Source organism: Shouchella shacheensis (genome assembly GCF_001484965.1).
Taxonomy (GTDB): domain Bacteria; phylum Bacillota; class Bacilli; order Bacillales; family Bacillaceae_D; genus Shouchella; species Shouchella shacheensis.
In genome coordinates, this window is record NZ_KQ947393.1 from 47,875 (window position 1) to 64,147 (window position 16,273).

General features: G+C 47.8%; 18 protein-coding genes. 5 read left to right on the forward strand and 13 right to left on the reverse strand.

Features of this window, described 5'->3' with window-relative positions; all coding sequences use genetic code 11:
• Positions 1 to 72: 72 nt before the first annotated feature.
• The 3 genes from AVZ68_RS00295 to AVZ68_RS00305 all read right to left on the reverse strand — a co-directional run bounded on the left by AVZ68_RS00295 (position 73) and on the right by AVZ68_RS00305 (position 2,999).
• Positions 73 to 720, reverse strand: coding sequence for an NfeD family protein (locus AVZ68_RS00295; protein ID WP_157404539.1), 648 nt, complete (start codon positions 718 to 720; stop codon positions 73 to 75).
• A 115-nt stretch (positions 721 to 835) separates the two neighbouring features.
• Positions 836 to 1,735, reverse strand: a complete 900-nt coding sequence (locus AVZ68_RS00300; RefSeq protein WP_059102552.1) for a DUF1002 domain-containing protein — start codon at positions 1,733 to 1,735, stop codon at positions 836 to 838.
• An 82-nt stretch (positions 1,736 to 1,817) separates the two neighbouring features.
• Positions 1,818 to 2,999: an MFS transporter gene (locus AVZ68_RS00305; protein ID WP_059102553.1), complete on the reverse strand. Its 1,182-nt coding sequence runs from the start codon at positions 2,997 to 2,999 to the stop codon at positions 1,818 to 1,820.
• 115 nt (positions 3,000 to 3,114) lie between these two features.
• On the opposite strand from AVZ68_RS00305, the gene yqfZ reads away from it, so the two are divergent.
• Complete coding sequence (gene yqfZ, locus AVZ68_RS00310; protein ID WP_437182670.1) at positions 3,115 to 3,459, forward strand: protein YqfZ; 345 nt, start codon at positions 3,115 to 3,117, stop codon at positions 3,457 to 3,459.
• A gap of 101 nt (positions 3,460 to 3,560) precedes the next feature.
• A complete protein-coding gene (gene ispG / locus AVZ68_RS00315; protein WP_059102555.1) occupies positions 3,561 to 4,667 on the forward strand; it encodes a flavodoxin-dependent (E)-4-hydroxy-3-methylbut-2-enyl-diphosphate synthase in 1,107 nt (368 codons plus the stop codon).
• Positions 4,668 to 5,146: 479 nt separating this feature from the next.
• Here ispG and AVZ68_RS00325 read toward each other — a convergent pair whose 3' ends face one another.
• Positions 5,147 to 5,599, reverse strand: a complete 453-nt coding sequence (locus AVZ68_RS00325; protein ID WP_059102557.1) for a hypothetical protein — start codon at positions 5,597 to 5,599, stop codon at positions 5,147 to 5,149.
• 108 nt (positions 5,600 to 5,707) lie between these two features.
• On the opposite strand from AVZ68_RS00325, the gene AVZ68_RS00330 reads away from it, so the two are divergent.
• Positions 5,708 to 6,286 carry a 5' nucleotidase, NT5C type gene (locus tag AVZ68_RS00330; RefSeq protein WP_059102558.1) on the forward strand — a complete coding sequence of 193 codons (579 nt, stop codon included), beginning with the start codon at positions 5,708 to 5,710 and terminating at the stop codon, positions 6,284 to 6,286.
• 82 nt (positions 6,287 to 6,368) lie between these two features.
• Here AVZ68_RS00330 and AVZ68_RS00335 read toward each other — a convergent pair whose 3' ends face one another.
• The 7 genes from AVZ68_RS00335 to AVZ68_RS00365 form a co-directional block, all read right to left on the reverse strand.
• Positions 6,369 to 6,584: a DUF1540 domain-containing protein gene (locus AVZ68_RS00335; protein ID WP_245628027.1), complete on the reverse strand. Its 216-nt coding sequence runs from the start codon at positions 6,582 to 6,584 to the stop codon at positions 6,369 to 6,371.
• A 69-nt stretch (positions 6,585 to 6,653) separates the two neighbouring features.
• The gene (locus AVZ68_RS00340; RefSeq protein WP_245628039.1) at positions 6,654 to 7,673 is read right to left on the reverse strand and encodes an NADP-dependent oxidoreductase; all 1,020 of its coding nucleotides are present in this window, start codon (positions 7,671 to 7,673) and stop codon (positions 6,654 to 6,656) included.
• Between the two features lie 87 nt (positions 7,674 to 7,760).
• Positions 7,761 to 8,186: a Fur family transcriptional regulator gene (locus AVZ68_RS00345; protein WP_059102559.1), complete on the reverse strand. Its 426-nt coding sequence runs from the start codon at positions 8,184 to 8,186 to the stop codon at positions 7,761 to 7,763.
• A gap of 57 nt (positions 8,187 to 8,243) precedes the next feature.
• On the reverse strand, positions 8,244 to 9,116 hold the full coding sequence (locus AVZ68_RS00350) for a metal ABC transporter permease (protein ID WP_059102895.1): 873 nt from the start codon (positions 9,114 to 9,116) through the stop codon (positions 8,244 to 8,246).
• Position 9,117: 1 nt separating this feature from the next.
• Positions 9,118 to 9,909, reverse strand: coding sequence for a metal ABC transporter ATP-binding protein (locus tag AVZ68_RS00355; protein ID WP_059102560.1), 792 nt, complete (start codon positions 9,907 to 9,909; stop codon positions 9,118 to 9,120).
• A 306-nt stretch (positions 9,910 to 10,215) separates the two neighbouring features.
• The gene (locus AVZ68_RS00360; protein ID WP_059102561.1) at positions 10,216 to 10,911 is read right to left on the reverse strand and encodes a lytic transglycosylase domain-containing protein; all 696 of its coding nucleotides are present in this window, start codon (positions 10,909 to 10,911) and stop codon (positions 10,216 to 10,218) included.
• A gap of 224 nt (positions 10,912 to 11,135) precedes the next feature.
• Complete coding sequence (locus AVZ68_RS00365; protein ID WP_157404540.1) at positions 11,136 to 12,272, reverse strand: two-component system sensor histidine kinase NtrB; 1,137 nt, start codon at positions 12,270 to 12,272, stop codon at positions 11,136 to 11,138.
• 217 nt (positions 12,273 to 12,489) lie between these two features.
• On the opposite strand from AVZ68_RS00365, the gene AVZ68_RS00370 reads away from it, so the two are divergent.
• Positions 12,490 to 12,756, forward strand: a complete 267-nt coding sequence (locus AVZ68_RS00370) for a DUF2624 domain-containing protein (RefSeq protein ID WP_059102562.1) — start codon at positions 12,490 to 12,492, stop codon at positions 12,754 to 12,756.
• Positions 12,757 to 13,038: 282 nt separating this feature from the next.
• Here the strand turns inward: AVZ68_RS00370 and AVZ68_RS00375 are convergent, their stop codons facing one another.
• The gene (locus tag AVZ68_RS00375) at positions 13,039 to 13,917 is read right to left on the reverse strand and encodes a deoxyribonuclease IV (protein ID WP_059102563.1); all 879 of its coding nucleotides are present in this window, start codon (positions 13,915 to 13,917) and stop codon (positions 13,039 to 13,041) included.
• A gap of 99 nt (positions 13,918 to 14,016) precedes the next feature.
• The gene (locus tag AVZ68_RS00380; RefSeq protein WP_059102564.1) at positions 14,017 to 15,375 is read right to left on the reverse strand and encodes a DEAD/DEAH box helicase; all 1,359 of its coding nucleotides are present in this window, start codon (positions 15,373 to 15,375) and stop codon (positions 14,017 to 14,019) included.
• Between the two features lie 151 nt (positions 15,376 to 15,526).
• Here AVZ68_RS00380 and vrrA point away from each other — a divergent pair, with 151 nt between their 5' ends.
• Positions 15,527 to 16,183: a VrrA/YqfQ family protein gene (gene vrrA, locus AVZ68_RS00385; protein ID WP_059102565.1), complete on the forward strand. Its 657-nt coding sequence runs from the start codon at positions 15,527 to 15,529 to the stop codon at positions 16,181 to 16,183.
• Positions 16,184 to 16,273 lie beyond the last annotated feature (90 nt).

Sequence of the window (16,273 nt, forward strand, 5' to 3'; positions counted from 1 at the left end):
TGTACCACCACTCGTTTCTTCATGCTTCCTTCTTCAAGTCTCAAAACCAAAAAAAAGAGCAAGTGATGGGCTTCACTCGCTCGCCGTCTCTTCGGTTTTCTTTACAAGAATTCTCGTCCCGTCCACTGAGATCACTTCAATTTCTGTCTCAGCAGGGATCCACTGGCCTCCACTTGTGGCACTATAAGGCTTGTTGTCAATTTCCACTGTGCCCGTTGGTCGAAATGGATTCAGAGTCTTTCCTTTCTTACCGACCAGTTCTTTATAGTCTTCATTCATGGAATTGTAGCCTTTCTCCGAGGTTAACTGATCTTTAAGAACCATCTTCGACCACATGTTTCGGTGCGGAAACACTTTCAAAAATAAGAGCGCTAATAGCGCACCTACAAAAACACCCATGGCTACCAATATGCTGTAGATCAGGGTTGGTGCTGGAACCGCAAGTCCGATAATCATGAACACAATTCCAATAATGGAGATGGTTCCTTCAGAGGTCACATTTCCATCAAAGATGATCAGAGCCAGCCCAACGACATAGAACACAATGACCCATGTTCCTACATCCCCATTCAAATGGTGGATGAAGTACATAGACATGAGCCCCATCCCAAGCAGAGCAAAAATTCCACGCGCGCGCACCATCAACTCGCCAAGTAAGAACATCGTCCCAAGCGTGACAACGAGGAACCCGACTGGTGCCGCATTTAACCACTCCAACATGATAAAGCCTCCTTACTTGTACGTTCTCTTTGAGTTACGTACCCGCCTTCAAAAAGGTTTCACTAAAAACCGTTCCCGATCCTGTTAAAAAAGAGAGAGGTCCCCCTCCCTCCCATTATGAACGAAAAAAGTCTCGAATGGAATCAAAAAGCCGTCTTAAGCTGTCAAGAAAGCTTTGAATAAACCCTTGTGCTTCCTCGCTTTCAAGGTATTCCCCGAGGTTATCACGTACATTTGAAATTTGATTCTGCACTCGTTCCCAATCAATATCGATCTCTTTCATGCGCATAAACAGCGACACAAGCCCGTTTAGCTCCTCTTCCGATAACGTAATCCCCAGCTCTTCAGCAAGGCGCTGAATCAACTCCCGCATTTCATCCTCGGAATCAATGTTGGTTTGGGCCACCTCTTCCTTGATACGGGTCATAAGTTCGGTTGCTTCCTTCTCGCCGATCGAATCGCCAAGGTTCCCGGTTTTGACCATCTCTTCCGCCGCTACGTCCTTTTGCTCCTCGGGAATGTCAAAGTCAACAGCTTCTTCGTACGCTTTAATGACTCCCGTAAGCGCCCCTGTTCCCGAAACTGAAAACGGTGCGGTCACATACACGTCGGCATCCTCGACACCAGCCGTAATCAACGCATTGGCATACATCGCGTCGGAGACCCAGTTGATATTGTCACTCGTTACATCGATTCCTGTTCCACTTTCGGCAATGGTAATCTTAGATGAGGAAAGAGCTTGGTTGCCAATTTGCTCCGGGCTAATGTATTCGCCGAGGTAGAGATACTCTTCATCGTTGGTGACTGTGAGAATCTCGGCTTCCGATTCAACAACATCCATTCTTTCCAGTATCTCTTCGCGCTCCCTCGGAGATAAATCATCCCCTAAGGTCACCACCACTTCTCCAGGAACAGCCTCCGCCTTCGCTGTCTCGGGGACTACAACAGCAGGAAACATGAGCATAGCAACAAGCCATGCAGCCATCCATTTTTTCCATGATTTTGATTCCACCATAGGATCTCTCCTTTTTAAAAACCTCTCCACATAGATAACCGCTTTTGGCGTTAAATGAAAAGGGATAAAAGTCCTATTATCGTCACGAATGCTTGACTCTTCGTACCGGGACCACCCATGTGGTCAGAAGAGCAAGCACCGCTATGGCGAGACTTCCAGCGCTCAGTAGACCGTGAGCGTGATTCATCCACTGCTCATAGACAACCGGAGCCAGAGCAATACCTGCAAAACGTACAATGGAAAGAAACGACAGGGCCGCATTTCGTACCGAGGCATCGGCTTTTTGTGATATAAACGTACTGGACGTCGGCATGGCCATACCGGTGCTCACAGCACAAAGAGCGAGAATGAACATAAGCAAGACATTCCCCCCTTCAAGAAAAAGCAGAGCGGTCGCTCCAGCCAAAAGAGCCGAACTTAGAACAAGCATTTGTGAATACGAAATTCTCACCCGTTCTACGATTTTATGACTACGAGCAGAAACCAGCGCCATGACCGAGAGCGGTAGTGCTAAAAGGATTCCTTTACTGGCAGGAGAAAATGCTTGCATCTCGAAACTATAAGAGGCATAGAACAGAAGCCCATATAAAACAAACAGCACCGCTGCACTTAACACAAAGGCCGGTAAGCAAACCATCAATTGAGCCTTTCTCATTTTTTCCTTTTTCCTTATCGACTTTTTCCTCTCCCGGCTTGGCGGTTCACTTGGAAGATAAAGCAGCACAAATACAAAAGCCATGAGGGAAACAGCAAGGAAAACCACAAAGCTGTAGGTCCAGCTAAGATACAGAAGTAGGCCTCCAATTAACGGACTTAACGCTTTGGCAAGAGCATTGGCAAGCTCCACTTGCCCAAAAACCACTTGCTGGTCTTCCTTTTGAAACTGCTCTGGCACAAGCGTCATGGCAAGCGCGGCAAGACTTCCCGCGCCAATCCCTTGGACGATGCGCATAGAAAGAAACCAGAGATACACACTGTCCGCATCAAAAAAGCGTGTAAGTCCCGCGCCTAGGCTACCTACCACCACAAACAATGTCCCGAGAAGAGAAGCCTTGCGCATCCCTCTTCGCCTAGCCACCAATTGCCCTAAAGGAATGGCGCAAATTCCAGAAAACGTAAAAACGCTAAGAAACCAAGCTGCCTGCCCTTCGGTTAGAGCAAGCGAGTGCTGTATGCTTGGCATAATTGGTACGAACATTGCGTTGCCAATCACAATCATCGTCGGCAGCACACAGATCGCCACAAGCTTTTTATACTCATGCATCGAACCTTCACCACTTCTCGCATAAAGACGTACGTCATTTCATATCCTTAAAGTAGTGTATATAATGTCGCTCAAAACCATTCGTCAAGGATAAGGAGGGACAGGCTTGAAGCGAATGATAGCGATCATCGTCTCGTTGACCATTACTCTTGGTATCTACCATGACTTAACAACTGGCACCCTTGCGCAAGAACCACATACAGAGGAAACATCCGTTGCGAACGAGGAGCGCAATGAGGAACTGAACGATTCGCCCGCTTTGAGGGAAGGACTTTCATACCAGGAAGTGATCATCCAACCGGGACAGACCGTCCTGTCTGTTGTTGAACACTTGCACTCCTCACAGATAGAAGCCTCCATTGATACAATTATTGAAGATTTTCGTACGTTGAATAATGGACTTGAACCAAACGAGATACAAATCGGTCAAACGTATTTGTTTCCGCAATATGAAGAGTAAGTAAATTTCCTTGCCATTCTTCCCTATTCATTGATAGAATAAGTATGACCTCCACAGGAGACTACAGACAGGCAAGAGCGCCTCAAAGGAGCGATAGGTCCATGACCGAATTGGTTCACCGTACGAATACCCGACCCGTCAAGGTTGGTAATTTGACCATTGGTGGCAATGATGAAGTCGTTATCCAAAGTATGGCGACGACAAAAACGCACGACGTAGAAGCGACGGTCGCTGAAATTAACCGTTTGGAAGAAGCAGGATGTCAAATTGTTCGTGTCGCATGTCCAGACATGCGGGCTGCTGAAGCGATCGCAGACATTAAAAAGCAAATCAACATTCCACTCGTTGTTGATATTCACTTTAACTACAAGCTCGCGCTTAAAGCCATTGAAGGCGGCGCAGATAAAATCCGCATTAACCCAGGGAATATTGGGAAACGAGATAAAGTGGAGGCTGTCGTTAAGGCCGCCAAAGAAAAAGGCATCCCCATTCGTATTGGCGTGAATGCGGGGTCCTTGGAACGCCATCTTCTTGAGAAATATGGCTACCCTACTGCCGATGCCATGGTGGAAAGTGCCTTGCATCACATTAAAATTCTTGAAGACCTAGATTTTCATGACATTATTGTGTCAATGAAAGCCTCAGACGTTCACTTGGCGGTAGAAGCGTATGAAAAAGCGGCGCAAGCATTTAGCTACCCGCTTCACTTAGGAATCACTGAGTCTGGGACGCTATTTGCTGGAACGGTAAAAAGCGCTGCGGGTCTTGGAACACTCCTAAATATGGGCATTGGCAATACGCTCCGTGTTTCTCTCTCCGCTGATCCTGTAGAAGAGGTAAAGGTGGGCCGCGAGCTTTTGAAATCATTTGGCCTTGCCTCCAATGCAGCAACATTAATCTCCTGCCCAACATGCGGGCGGATTGAAATTGACCTGATCAGCATTGCCAATGAAGTTGAGGAATACATCTCAACTGTTAAAGCACCGATTAAAGTCGCGGTCCTTGGCTGTGCTGTGAACGGTCCCGGGGAAGCAAGGGAAGCCGACATTGGCATCGCCGGCGCGCGCGGAGAAGGTCTCTTGTTTATGAAAGGTGAGATTGTCAGAAAGGTTCCGGAAGAAACCATGGTCGAGGAACTTAAAAAAGAAGTCGATAAGTTAGCCGAAGAACATTATGCAAAGCAGCAGCATGAAGCTCAGCTTAACTAAACGAACTGTTTTAGGCAGGTCGACAGAAGCGAACCAAAAAGCCGACTCTTCATGAGCCGGCTTTTTCTAGCTCAGGCTGAAAGGAACGCGCCTTCGCTTTTCGACTGATCCAGCTGCGGCGGGTAGAAGCTCAAGATTTTTCGCCCCGATAACGAAAACCAACACCGTGATTTCTTTTATCGGGTCTCCAAAATTCTCGTTCCTGACCAACCCGCCTCCGCTTTTCGGTTTGTCTAGCTGCGGCGGGTAGAAGCTCGAGATTTTTCAGTCCTCCCCTGAAATCCAAAACCGGGATTTCTAGGGCAGGCCTTCCAAAATTCTCGCTCCTGACCAACCCGCCTCCGCTTTTCGGTTTGTCTAGCTGCGGCGCCCACTCGCTCGAGGTTTCTTCACGCCGCCAGATCAAGCCAAAACCAGGCTTGATTCTGCCGTCGCTCCAGAACTTGTCGCTCGTGTGCAGGGCGCCTCCGCTTTTCGGTCTAAAAATACGGGGAGAAGAGAATGGTGCTTACGATGGAGACGGCGCCAATGGAGATGGCCCAGATGCCAAGCGCTCGCGCTCCTCTCGTCAGCGTCACGACGCCGCAAGCAATGCCGGCAATCCCAAGTAAAACAGGTAAAAAGAAGAGAGATAAAAGCGAGAGAACGATGGCAAAGGTACCAATTCCCTTCCCTCTTGAGGTTGGGCTTAATTCATCCTCGTGTTGTCCGTTCTCCTCCTTACCAGATCTCATTCCATTCAGCGCAGGAAATTCTGCCGCCATTTCTTCATTATTTATTCGATCGTTTTTACCGGAGGCCACATACTCGCTTCCCTTCTCTTCATCATGCCCTTCAACATGGGTGTTTAAAAAGGTGAGCGACGGATCGTCTTCGTCCACCAATTGTACCGGTTTGTCCTTGGATTTTCTTTCGGCTCGGTTCTCTGTCATCTACCTTGCCTCCTTTCTATAGATACATTTAGTGTGTGTGGAAAGCCGTTCATTTAGTGGTGACAATGTTTGCATGTACGAATTAGAATTTGATAACGAGGTGAGCGTATGAAAAAACGGCTTGGTCTTGACATTGACGGCACCATTACCGACCCAGCGACCTTTATCCCTTATTTGAATCAACACTTTAATCAGCACTTAACATTCAATGATTTGCTTGAATATGATTTAACGACGGTTTTAAAAATCAGTGAGATGGAATTCTCCAAGTGGATGGATGAACATGAGCCGACCATTTACTCCAATGCTGAATTTGCCAAAGACGCAGAGGAAACACTGCGCGAGTGGAGCAAAAAGCATGACTTGGTTTTTATCACCGCACGTCGCAAACACCATGAAGAAGTCACCACCGCCTGGTTCAACGAGCGATCGCTTCCTTTTACACACATCGAACTCGTCGGAGGCCACAATAAAATCGAAGCCGTCAGGGAGCAGCAGGTGGATGTGTTCTTTGAGGACAAGCACGATAACGCTGTAGCGATACACGAGGAGTTCAACATTCCCGTCATTCTTTTTGATACCCCGTACAATCGAATGCCTGCCCCTGAGGGCGTGATTCGGGTAAGCGGATGGAAGGAAGCAAGAGAATGGGTCAACAAGTGGCTTCTTGCCACTACCAAACCCTAAAGTAATGTGCTGGCGACCGATCCGCACATTTATCCACCCTAAACGAGCCAAAGACACCGATTCCCGGTGTCTTTGGCTTGCCTTATTTTTCAGCTAGACGGAAAGTATGGCAACATGTCTCGGCGCTTTTCTTCGCTTTGTCTTCATGCTTCACTGACAGCTCGGAGCTCGCCTCCGTATCAAAATCGATATGCGCATGGGCATCAATTTCAACAAGAATCTCATCAGCACCACAACGGTTCCCCGATTTCCAGAACGTACAGTTCGCAACATTGCATTTCACCATCGTTTTGCTCACAAAATCCCCTCCCTGAGAATAGTGTGAGCCAATCGCTAAGGGATATGAGTGGAAGTCCGTGGCATGTCCTTAACTGGGGTCCGAAACTTTTACAAGCTGCTTCCCTAGGTTTTCGCCCGAAAAGAGCCCGAGAAACGCTTCTGGAATCGCCGTAAATCCCTCGTGAATCGTCTCTTCAAATTTCAACTCGCCTTTTGAGACAGCACTTCCAAGCACTTTATACGCTTCGTCATACTGCTTCGCAAAATCACCAACAAGAAACCCTTGCATCTTTGCACGCGCCTTGATAAGAAAGCCCTGCACACGTAACCCTTTATCCAACTCCCCTTCCTCAAGATTGTAGGAGGAGATCGCACCGCAGACGGGGACGCGAGCGAAAGTGTTTAGCTGTGGCCAAACAGCATCAGAAATGTCACCGCCAACATTCTCAAAGTAGACATCAATGCCATCAGGACACGTTTTTCTTAGCTGTCCGAAGACATCGCCGTTTTTGTACTCAACAGCACCATCGTAACCAAGTGTTTCTGTGATGTAGGAGGCTTTTTCTTTTGAACCGACAATTCCGATCACGTGCGCCCCCGCTTTTTTTGCGAGCTGACCAGCAACTTGACCAACCGCTCCCGCTGCCCCAGAAACAACCACCGTCTCTCCCTCTTTTGGCTTGCCAACGTGCATCATCCCGAAATAAGCAGTTAATCCGGGCATACCAAGTACTCCAAGAGCGACGCTCGGACTTAGTCCGTACGTGTCAACTTTGCGAACCCTGTTTGCCTCGACTACATTGTACTCTTGAAACGCAAGGTTTCCAGTCACCAAATCGCCCGTTGCAAGTTTCTCATCGTTTGATTCAACCACTTGCGCAACCACGCCACCGTTCAGCGGCGTACCTACTTCGAAAGGCTCTACATATGAGGGACCCTCTGACATTCTTCCGCGCATATACGGGTCAACAGAAACATAAAGCGTTCTCAGTAATACTTGATTCCCTTTAGGGCTTGCGACTTCTACTTCCTTAAATTGAAAGGTGTTCCCATCTGGTAGCCCATTTGGTCGTTCCTGTAAGATCAATTGCTGTTGCTTCATCATGATTTCGCCTCCTACGCTTTGTCTGCATTTCTATTCCCTTCCCTTTTTCTTAACAAACACGAAAAGAGCGGGTCCCTAAAAGGATCAGCTCTATCGTTCCACATTTTGACAATTTTCGCATGTACCGTAAATTTCAAATTTATGACCTGTTACTTGAAAGTCCGGAAATTCGCCTTCAATCGAAGCATCCATCGGACAAGAATGAAAGTGTTTGGTCTTTCCACATTCTAGGCAAATCAAATGATGATGGTGGGAAGCTGTTTGACAGCTAAAGCGAAAGCGCTTTTCCCCCTCCAGCTCTGTCGTCTCAAGAATATCAAGCTGTGCGAAGAGAGACAGATTCCGGTAGATCGTGTCAAAGCTTAACCCCGGATGCACATCCTGCATGGCATCAAGAACATCTTTGGCTGCGAGATAACGCGCGTCTCCCGCAAACAACTTTAGCATGTCCTCCCGCTTGCCTGTATATTTGTACCCACGCTCTTTCAACCGAGCGAGCGCTCCTGAAACATCCATCGAGCTCCCTCCTCATTCATATGCTTTTATTTTACATCATTCTTGCCCTGATGACTATCACTTCGCCTGTTTTCTCTGCATCAAGTAGGCACTGACTCGGTTTTTCTTGTTTTTCGCAATCACGAGGGATAGGAGAAGCAGCACAACCGCAATCATCACAATCGTCCCACCTGGAGCGAGATTAAATTGATAAGCACTAATTAGTCCTCCCACCACGGCGATCTCTCCGAACAGGACCGAGTAGTAAAAAAGTTGCTTGAAGCCTTTGGCAAACCGCATGGCCGCCGCTACAGGCAACGTCATAAGCGCAGAGACAAGCAGAATCCCAACAATCCGCATCGAGGCAGCAATCACAAGAGCGACCATCACAATAAAAACGAGGTGAACCAGTCGCTTGTTGATTCCAGAGACAACCGCTTGCTCCTCATCAAAGGATAGAAAGAAAAGCTCTTTATAAAAAAGGATCAGTACAACAGACACAATCACAGTGATCACAGAAATCGTCGTGAAGTCCGTCCGCGTGACAGCAATGACCGAGCCAAACAAATAGTTCATTAAATCATTGTTGAAACCATCGGCAAGTGAGATAAAGATGACGCCGAGCCCGATTCCTGCAGACATAATAATGGGAATCGCGATTTCTTTATAATGCGTATACACCTGCCGCAGCTTCTCCATAAACAGGGCGCCCCCAATGGAAAAGGCCATGCCCATGAACAAAGGATTCACCCCTGTCATGAAGACCGAATACTTGCCGAGCAGTAAACTGAAAGCAATTCCTGAGAGCGTAATATGCGAGAGAGCATCAGCGATGAGCGACATACGGCGCACAACAAGAAAAACACCGAGGACCGGTGCCAGAACGCCAATCATCATACCTGTAAACAGGGCATAACGCAAAAAATCATAGGACAGGAACGCATGAACCATATCAAGCATGCTGACGGGCTCCTTCATGGTCGTGATCATGCTCGTGAGTTAAGAGATGAACATCATGTCCGTAAAAAGCGAGTTTGTCTTTCTTGGCCGCAAATTCCTTAGAGCCTCCGTGAAAGTGAATGTATTTATTTAAACAAGCCACTTCGCTTACATACGTCGTCATTGCCCCTACATCGTGAGTAATCAAAAGCAACGTCTTGCCATGCTCTTCGTTCAACGTCCGAAGCAAGCCGTAAAATTGCTCAACACTTGTTGTATCGACCCCGACTGTCGGTTCATCTAAGATCAGCATTTCTGGATCGCTGACAAGAGCTCTAGCAATAAAAACACGTTGCTGCTGGCCGCCTGAGAGCTCCCCAATGTTTTCGTATAAATAATCCTGCATCCCCACTTGATGGACGGCTTCAATGACTTTTCGCTTATCTTTTTTACGCAAGAAGCGGAACAACCCCAATTTTCCATACAAGCCCATCGAAACGACTTCATAGACGCTTGCCGGAAAGCCACTGCTAAAGCTATTGGCTTTTTGCGACACGTAGCCAATTTTATCCCAGCGCTTAAATTTGCTCACCGGCTCTCCAAATAGCTGAACCTGGCCTGAATCCGGACGCAGGAGACCTAACAGCAATCTGACTAATGTTGATTTGCCCGAACCGTTCGGCCCGACTAAGCCAACGAATGAACCTCGCTCTATTTGTAGAGACACATCTGCTAAAACCACGCGCTTGCCGTATTGAAACTGCACTTGATCGACGTTCGCAAGCACTTGCTTCGTGTGTTCCATTTACGTCTCCCCTCCTCATAAGAATGATTCCGATTTAATCCTTCCCTTATTATAGCGATTTCTGCACAAATGTCTAGGAGGAGCGACCAAAATGGGCAAGGTTTTTTCATGCCTAAGGAGCTGACCTAAAAAGCCGCGCCAAGACAAAAAGCGCAGGCGGGTCGCTGAGAAGTGAGGATTTTGGAAGGCCTGCACCAGAAATCCTAGGTTTGGATTTCGGGGCAGGACTGAAAAATCCCGAGCTACTACCCGCCGCAGCTAGAAACAACGCTAAAAACGCCGACCACGGTCAGCGTTTTTCTCTAATCATTCGGCAAACACAATCGAACTTTCGCTATGCATTTGCGCGTTTTGTTGGATCGTGGTGGCGTAGTCACTTCTTGCATGTCCATGCTCAGACACGTACTCATTGAGCCCGCCCATGCCGCGATGATAAGCCGTTAAAGCGTAATCCCAGTTGCCGTATTCCTCATATAACAGCTCCAAATACTGTACAGACAGCTGAATGGAATACAGAGGATTAAAGAGATGCTCCTTCTTGTACTCCACTCCCGCCAAGTCGGCAATCCACGGAGCCGTATTCGTCATAAATTGGGCAAGCCCATAAGCCCTCCCGTACTCGGTTTCAGGTCCAACCGCTTTGGGGTTAAACTCGTTCCCGCTTTCTACTTTCAGTAGTTCGTAGACAAGATAGGGATCGATCTGCTTTTGCTGGCTTAATTCTCCGAGAAAAAGTCCCCATTCCTTCTTAAAATGACCGTCGCTATGCTCATGCAGTTCCTCCGCAAGATCCATCGATTGGACCCAAGAGTTATAATTGCTTTCCAAGTCTTTTGTTTGTAAGTTGGTCTGCATTAAGTCCCTCTCTAAGTTTTCATACGTCTGCCAACGTTCCTCTTCTTGCTGCGCGATTTGATGTTTAAGCGCACTGTTTTCCACCGATATATAGAGCACGATCACTGCAACTGTTAAAAGGCTCCCGATCAAAAAGCGTTGCTTCATGTAGTCCACTCTCCTTTAGACTCTTATGTCCAAAGGAAAGCATAGGCGAAAAGAAGGTGGCGGACAACTTGGTGCACAACCGAGAGACGCAAATTTCTCGCCATTACCTGCGACTAACATGGGAAAATCGAAGTCAACCTCTCTCGTTCTCCCGTTTTCTCCGTGTTTCGGAGAGGCCCCATCCTGAGAGGCGACATATCAAGCTTTCCAGACTCACTAGTAAATTATAGAAGAACTGGCAATCGGATCGCTACCTTTGTGCCCACTTCGCACTCACTTTCAACATGGAATGAGCCTCCGTGGTCTTCAATGATTTTTTTGCAGAGCGGGATCCCGACGCCTGTTCCTCGCTCCTTTGTCGTAAAAAAAGGTTTCCCCAGGTTACCGAGTACTTCCTCTGGCATTCCCTCGCCATTATCAGAGATTTCAATGACGACTTCGTCCCCCGTGAATTGTGTCTTCACCTTCAAAGTTCTGGAACTGTTTGAGGAGGCGTAGGCTTCAATTGAATTACGAAGCAAGTTCAAGATCACTTGTTTGAACATCGATTCGTTCACATGACAAATGGCCGATGAGTGTTGGATGTCAAATTGAAGCTCCACATTATGCAGCGAGCATTCTGCGCGTATGATTTCAAAAAGAGAGCGAATCAGTAGAACCGGTGACTGCCATTTGCGGTCCATTTTCTTTCTGGAAACAGAAAGAAAGTCTTCGATAATGACATTCATGCGGTTCAATTCAGAGAGAATTGTGCCATAGTACTTTTCAAAGTCATTCGTTAAATGAGAAAGCTGTAAAAATCCTTTGATGACAGAGAGCGGATTGCGCAGCTCATGAGCCACACTTGCAGCAATGTGAGAAACGGCTTCCATTTGATGATGGAAGGTAAGCAAATGCTCGAATTTTTTTTCAAGAGTGAGATCTTCCAGAATGACGTACGTTGAGCGTGATTGATTTTTGACATCTGGGAAGAAATGGAGATGGACGATGATGTCGTCCATCTCAAAAATCCCCTTCTCGACTTTCTTCGTTCGTATCGATTTTGTTAAATACATTTCCATAAAGCTAAACACCGGAATGGATATCGCGAGTTTGCCTACGAATTGGTGCCTAAGGTCATCATCCATTAGTCCAAAAATGGCCAAAAACGGCGTGTTCCAGCCGATCACCTGTTGGTATTCATCCACCTTTATGTAAGGAAGATTGAGCTCTTCGATCAACGCTTGCATCGAGCGCTCTGTATCGATCGTCTCTTTATAATTCGAGAGTTCTTCTACTTTCCCCAATGATAGCTTTGTCTGCTGCCACATATCTTTGTTCCCTTCTGGGGTTGTTTGATTGCACATTGAATGGCTGTTCACTAAAGCTCCTCCTTCTCTATGAAATACGTTCACATAGATATTGTGAGAATTTTTGAAGACTTTCGCGACATATTGTCATTTATTTTCAACTTTTGATCTACAGTTAGGTCTATAGGTAGGTATTCGTTGCTGACTGGTTTTTTCCTTTATTTTGGGCACATTTTAATTAGTTGGCCATATACTGTAGCAATGTTCAACAAAGGGGCGATGACATCTTATGAATTTCATCATGCAGCAGCTCGTGAATCAAAAAATCAATTCTATGACGGAGCCTGAGTTCCTCCAACTTGCGCGTCAGCACGGGTACAGTCTTTCACCGGCACAAGCGAAAAAGGTGCTTTCCATCATTCACTCTGAAAAAGTAGATGTTGGCAACAGGCAGCAGGTCGACGCCATTATTCACCGGTTACAAACAGAGACAGACGCTCACGTGGCAGGCATCGTCCAAGAACTTCTCGGTCAGTTTGAACACCTGCTCAAGTAGGTCGAAAAGCGCAAGCGGGTTGGTCAGGAGCGAGAATTTTGGAAGGCCTGGACCAGAAATCCCGGTTTTGGATTTTGGGCCAGGACTGAAAAATCTCGAGCTTCTACCCGCCGGAGCTGGATCAGGAAAAGCGCAGGCGGGTCGAATAGGAGCGAGGATTTTGGAAGGCCTGACAAACGAAATCCGACTTTAGATTTCGTTGTCAGGGCGAAAATCTCGACGCTTCTCCCCGCCCGAGCTAGCCAAAAAGAAGGCAGGCCCCTTGTGAGCCTGCCTTCTCCTTTATCTTTGAATTGGTTGGCTCTCTTCTCCGCGAAACATGGCAATCTCATGCTTATATGGCGGCTTTTTGTCTTTCTTCTCGACGCCAATGTACGGGGTTTCGAGAATTTTCGGAAGGCCTTCAAAAGCTGAATGGTGCACAATCTGGTTCAACGCTTCAAAGCCGATATGTCCGTGACCGATGTTCTCATGGCGGTCCTTAGCGGCTCCACGTTCGTTTTTGCTGTCATTCACATGAAGGACCTTAAGGCGATCAAGACCAATAATGGAATCAAACTCCTCAAGCACGCCATCCAAATCATTAATAATGTCATAACCAGCATCGTGGGCATGGCATGTATCAAAGCAAACCGACAACCGCTCGTTGTGAGTAACACCGTCCATAATCGTTGCTAACTCTTCAAACGAACGCCCGCATTCTGAGCCTTTGCCAGCCATGGTCTCGAGTGCTACCTGAACGTCACGCTTCTCCGTTAGCACTTCATTCAAACCTTCGATGATTTTTTTGATCCCCGCCTCAGCGCCAGCGCCTACGTGGGCGCCAGGGTGCAACACGATTTGCTTCGCACCAAGGGCCTCGGTCCGTTCAATCTCCGAGCGTAAGAAATCAACACCGAGCGTAAAGGTCGCTGGTTTTTCGGTGTTGGCAATGTTAATAATGTAAGGGGCATGGACAACAATATTTGTAAGCCCGTGCTCCATCATATGGGCGGCGCCTTCTTCAATATTTAAGTCTTCAATCGCTTTACGCCTTGTGTTTTGCGGCGCTCCTGTATAAATCATAAATGTTGATGCCCCGTAAGAAGCCGCTTCCTCACTTGAAGCGAGCAGCATCTTCTTTCCGCTCATTGAGACATGTGAGCCAATTAAAAGTGACATGTTCCACCTCTATTTTTACGTTTTCTATGAACCTACTAATGATTCCATTGGACACTGCGTGAGGCGAGCCCTTCGCGGACTCCCCTCACTCCTCTCTTTTCATTTCCCTTTTCGCGCGGAGGAACGACGGCTTTGTTTGTTACGTTTTTCCTGAGCCGTACGTGCTTTTCTCTTGTACGCTGGCTTGACCTTTTTCGGCTTTGCTTTCGCCTTCCCCCCCGAAGCTTTCGGTGAAGGTGCTTCTGCTTTTTGCTTCGTTTCAGTCGTTTTTTTAGGACGACTTTCTACAATCCCGCCGGCCCCAAGAGGCGCTTTTGCAAGAGGAACCCATTCCCCTTTCTTTAGCTCGACAAAGGAAAAGGTCACGCCGCGTTTCGCGAGTTTCGCACACGCTTCTTGATCACTTTGTTCATACAGGGAGATCGCCAGCCCATCTGCCCCGGCTCTCGCCGTTCGTCCGACGCGGTGAATATAGAAGTCAAGATCAGATGGAAATTCATAATTGATGATATGACTAACCCCTTCAATATCGATACCCCTTGCCGCGAGGTCAGTCGCCACCAAATACTGGACCCCGCCATCATGCACCCGCTTCATCACTTTTTTTCGCTCCCGCGGGGCCAGTCCTCCGTGAAGTCGGTCCACATTGAGACCAGCAGCCGCAAGCGTATCCGCGAGCTCATCCGCTCGCTCCTTCGTGTTCGCAAACACAAGAGCGAGGTAGGGGTTTACATGCTTGGCGATCTCCGTTAACAGGGGCAGCTTTTCACGGTGTCGTACAGGGACGAGCTGATGCGTGATCTTCTCTGCGGCCTGCTTTTCTGGCTGGATATGCACATGGCGGGGGTTGTTCATATACTTTTTCAAAAAAGGCTGTAGTTTCTCTGGAATGGTCGCGGAGAACACAAGCATTTGCAACTTCCCGTTCATAGCACTGGCGATACGGTCAACATCTTCGATAAAGCCCATATCCAACATTTGATCGGCTTCATCAACCACATAGGATGTCGCGGTATGAACAAGCAGCGAAGAATCACCGATGAGGTCTTGAATTCGTCCTGGCGTGCCAATCACAATATGGGGCTGCTTTTTTTTAAGCTTCTCTGAGAACCGCATGCGATCGGTTCCCCCTACAAGCAAGCGCGCGTCCACACCTCCTTCGTAGAAGGCAAGCAGCTTCTTTAACTCTTCAAAAAGCTGCGTCGCAAGCTCTCGGGTTGGCGCAGTGACAATCGCTTGTAACTCCTGGGTCTCAAGCTCAAGATTCTCAACCATTGGAAGAAGAAAAGCGAATGTCTTTCCTGTGCCCGTTTGGGATTGTCCAATCACATCTCGTCGATTTAAAATGGCTGGAATCAATCGTTCCTGGATCTGAGTAGGCTGGCTCAAGCCCTCCTGGCTGAGCGCTTCGATCAATCGATTGTTCAAGCCAAATCGTTTAAAATTTTCTGCCGTCATTGGTTAGTTCCTACTTTCTCACGATTCTGTTTGCAATACTTCATTTTAGCACACGTCGAGGCATGAGTCTATTGCCTTAGGCAACGGTCACTTCCACGAGTGCCTGTGCATATAAATAAAGGAAAGAGGACGGACAAAGGAGGAAATACAGATGCAACATTTTTTAGGTCCCCCAGCAAGTTCGATGCCTGTGCAACAGGCGGCGGTGGGGGCGAGTCGCTTCTTAGGTGGGGGAGGTTTCATGGGGCCCCCAGCTGGAATGGGGATGGGCGCACCTACAGGCATGGGCGCAGTCGGTGCAGGCTTTCCGGCAGCTGGAGCTGCCCCGCAGGCTGCTGGCGGAGCCTTATCCGCGGGAAGGGGCGCTGGTTTGCTTTCACGCCTTCTTGGTGGCGCGACATCTAGATTCGGCTCAGGAGCGCTAGGGTCTGGCGCTGGTCGAGCACTTGGTGGGTTGAACTTTTCGACAATTCTCGATAACACCCAACGAGTGATGGGGCTTACCCAGCAAGTGGCACCAATGGTTCAGCAGTATGGACCATTTATTAAAAACGCCCCTGCCCTTTGGAAAATCATGCGTGGGTCTGGAAATGAGGAGGAAGCTAGTCAAGCGGCCGAACCAAGCCAGGAGACAGAATCATCTAATCAGCTAAAAGAAGCCCCCGAATCGAGCAACTCCAGCCCGCCTACATCCCAGACCGATGAAGCAGGAGAACGTACGAAGGAAGTGAAGCGAACAAAGGTTAAACGACCTTCTAGAACCGGCTCAACGACCAATGGGCAATCAATGCCCAAGCTTTATGTTTAGTCCTTTTTCTTCGAGATTTTTTATTGACAAGTCTCCGCACAAGATAGTATAATTTGAAATTTGCCTTCATTTGTGGTACAATTGACGCTA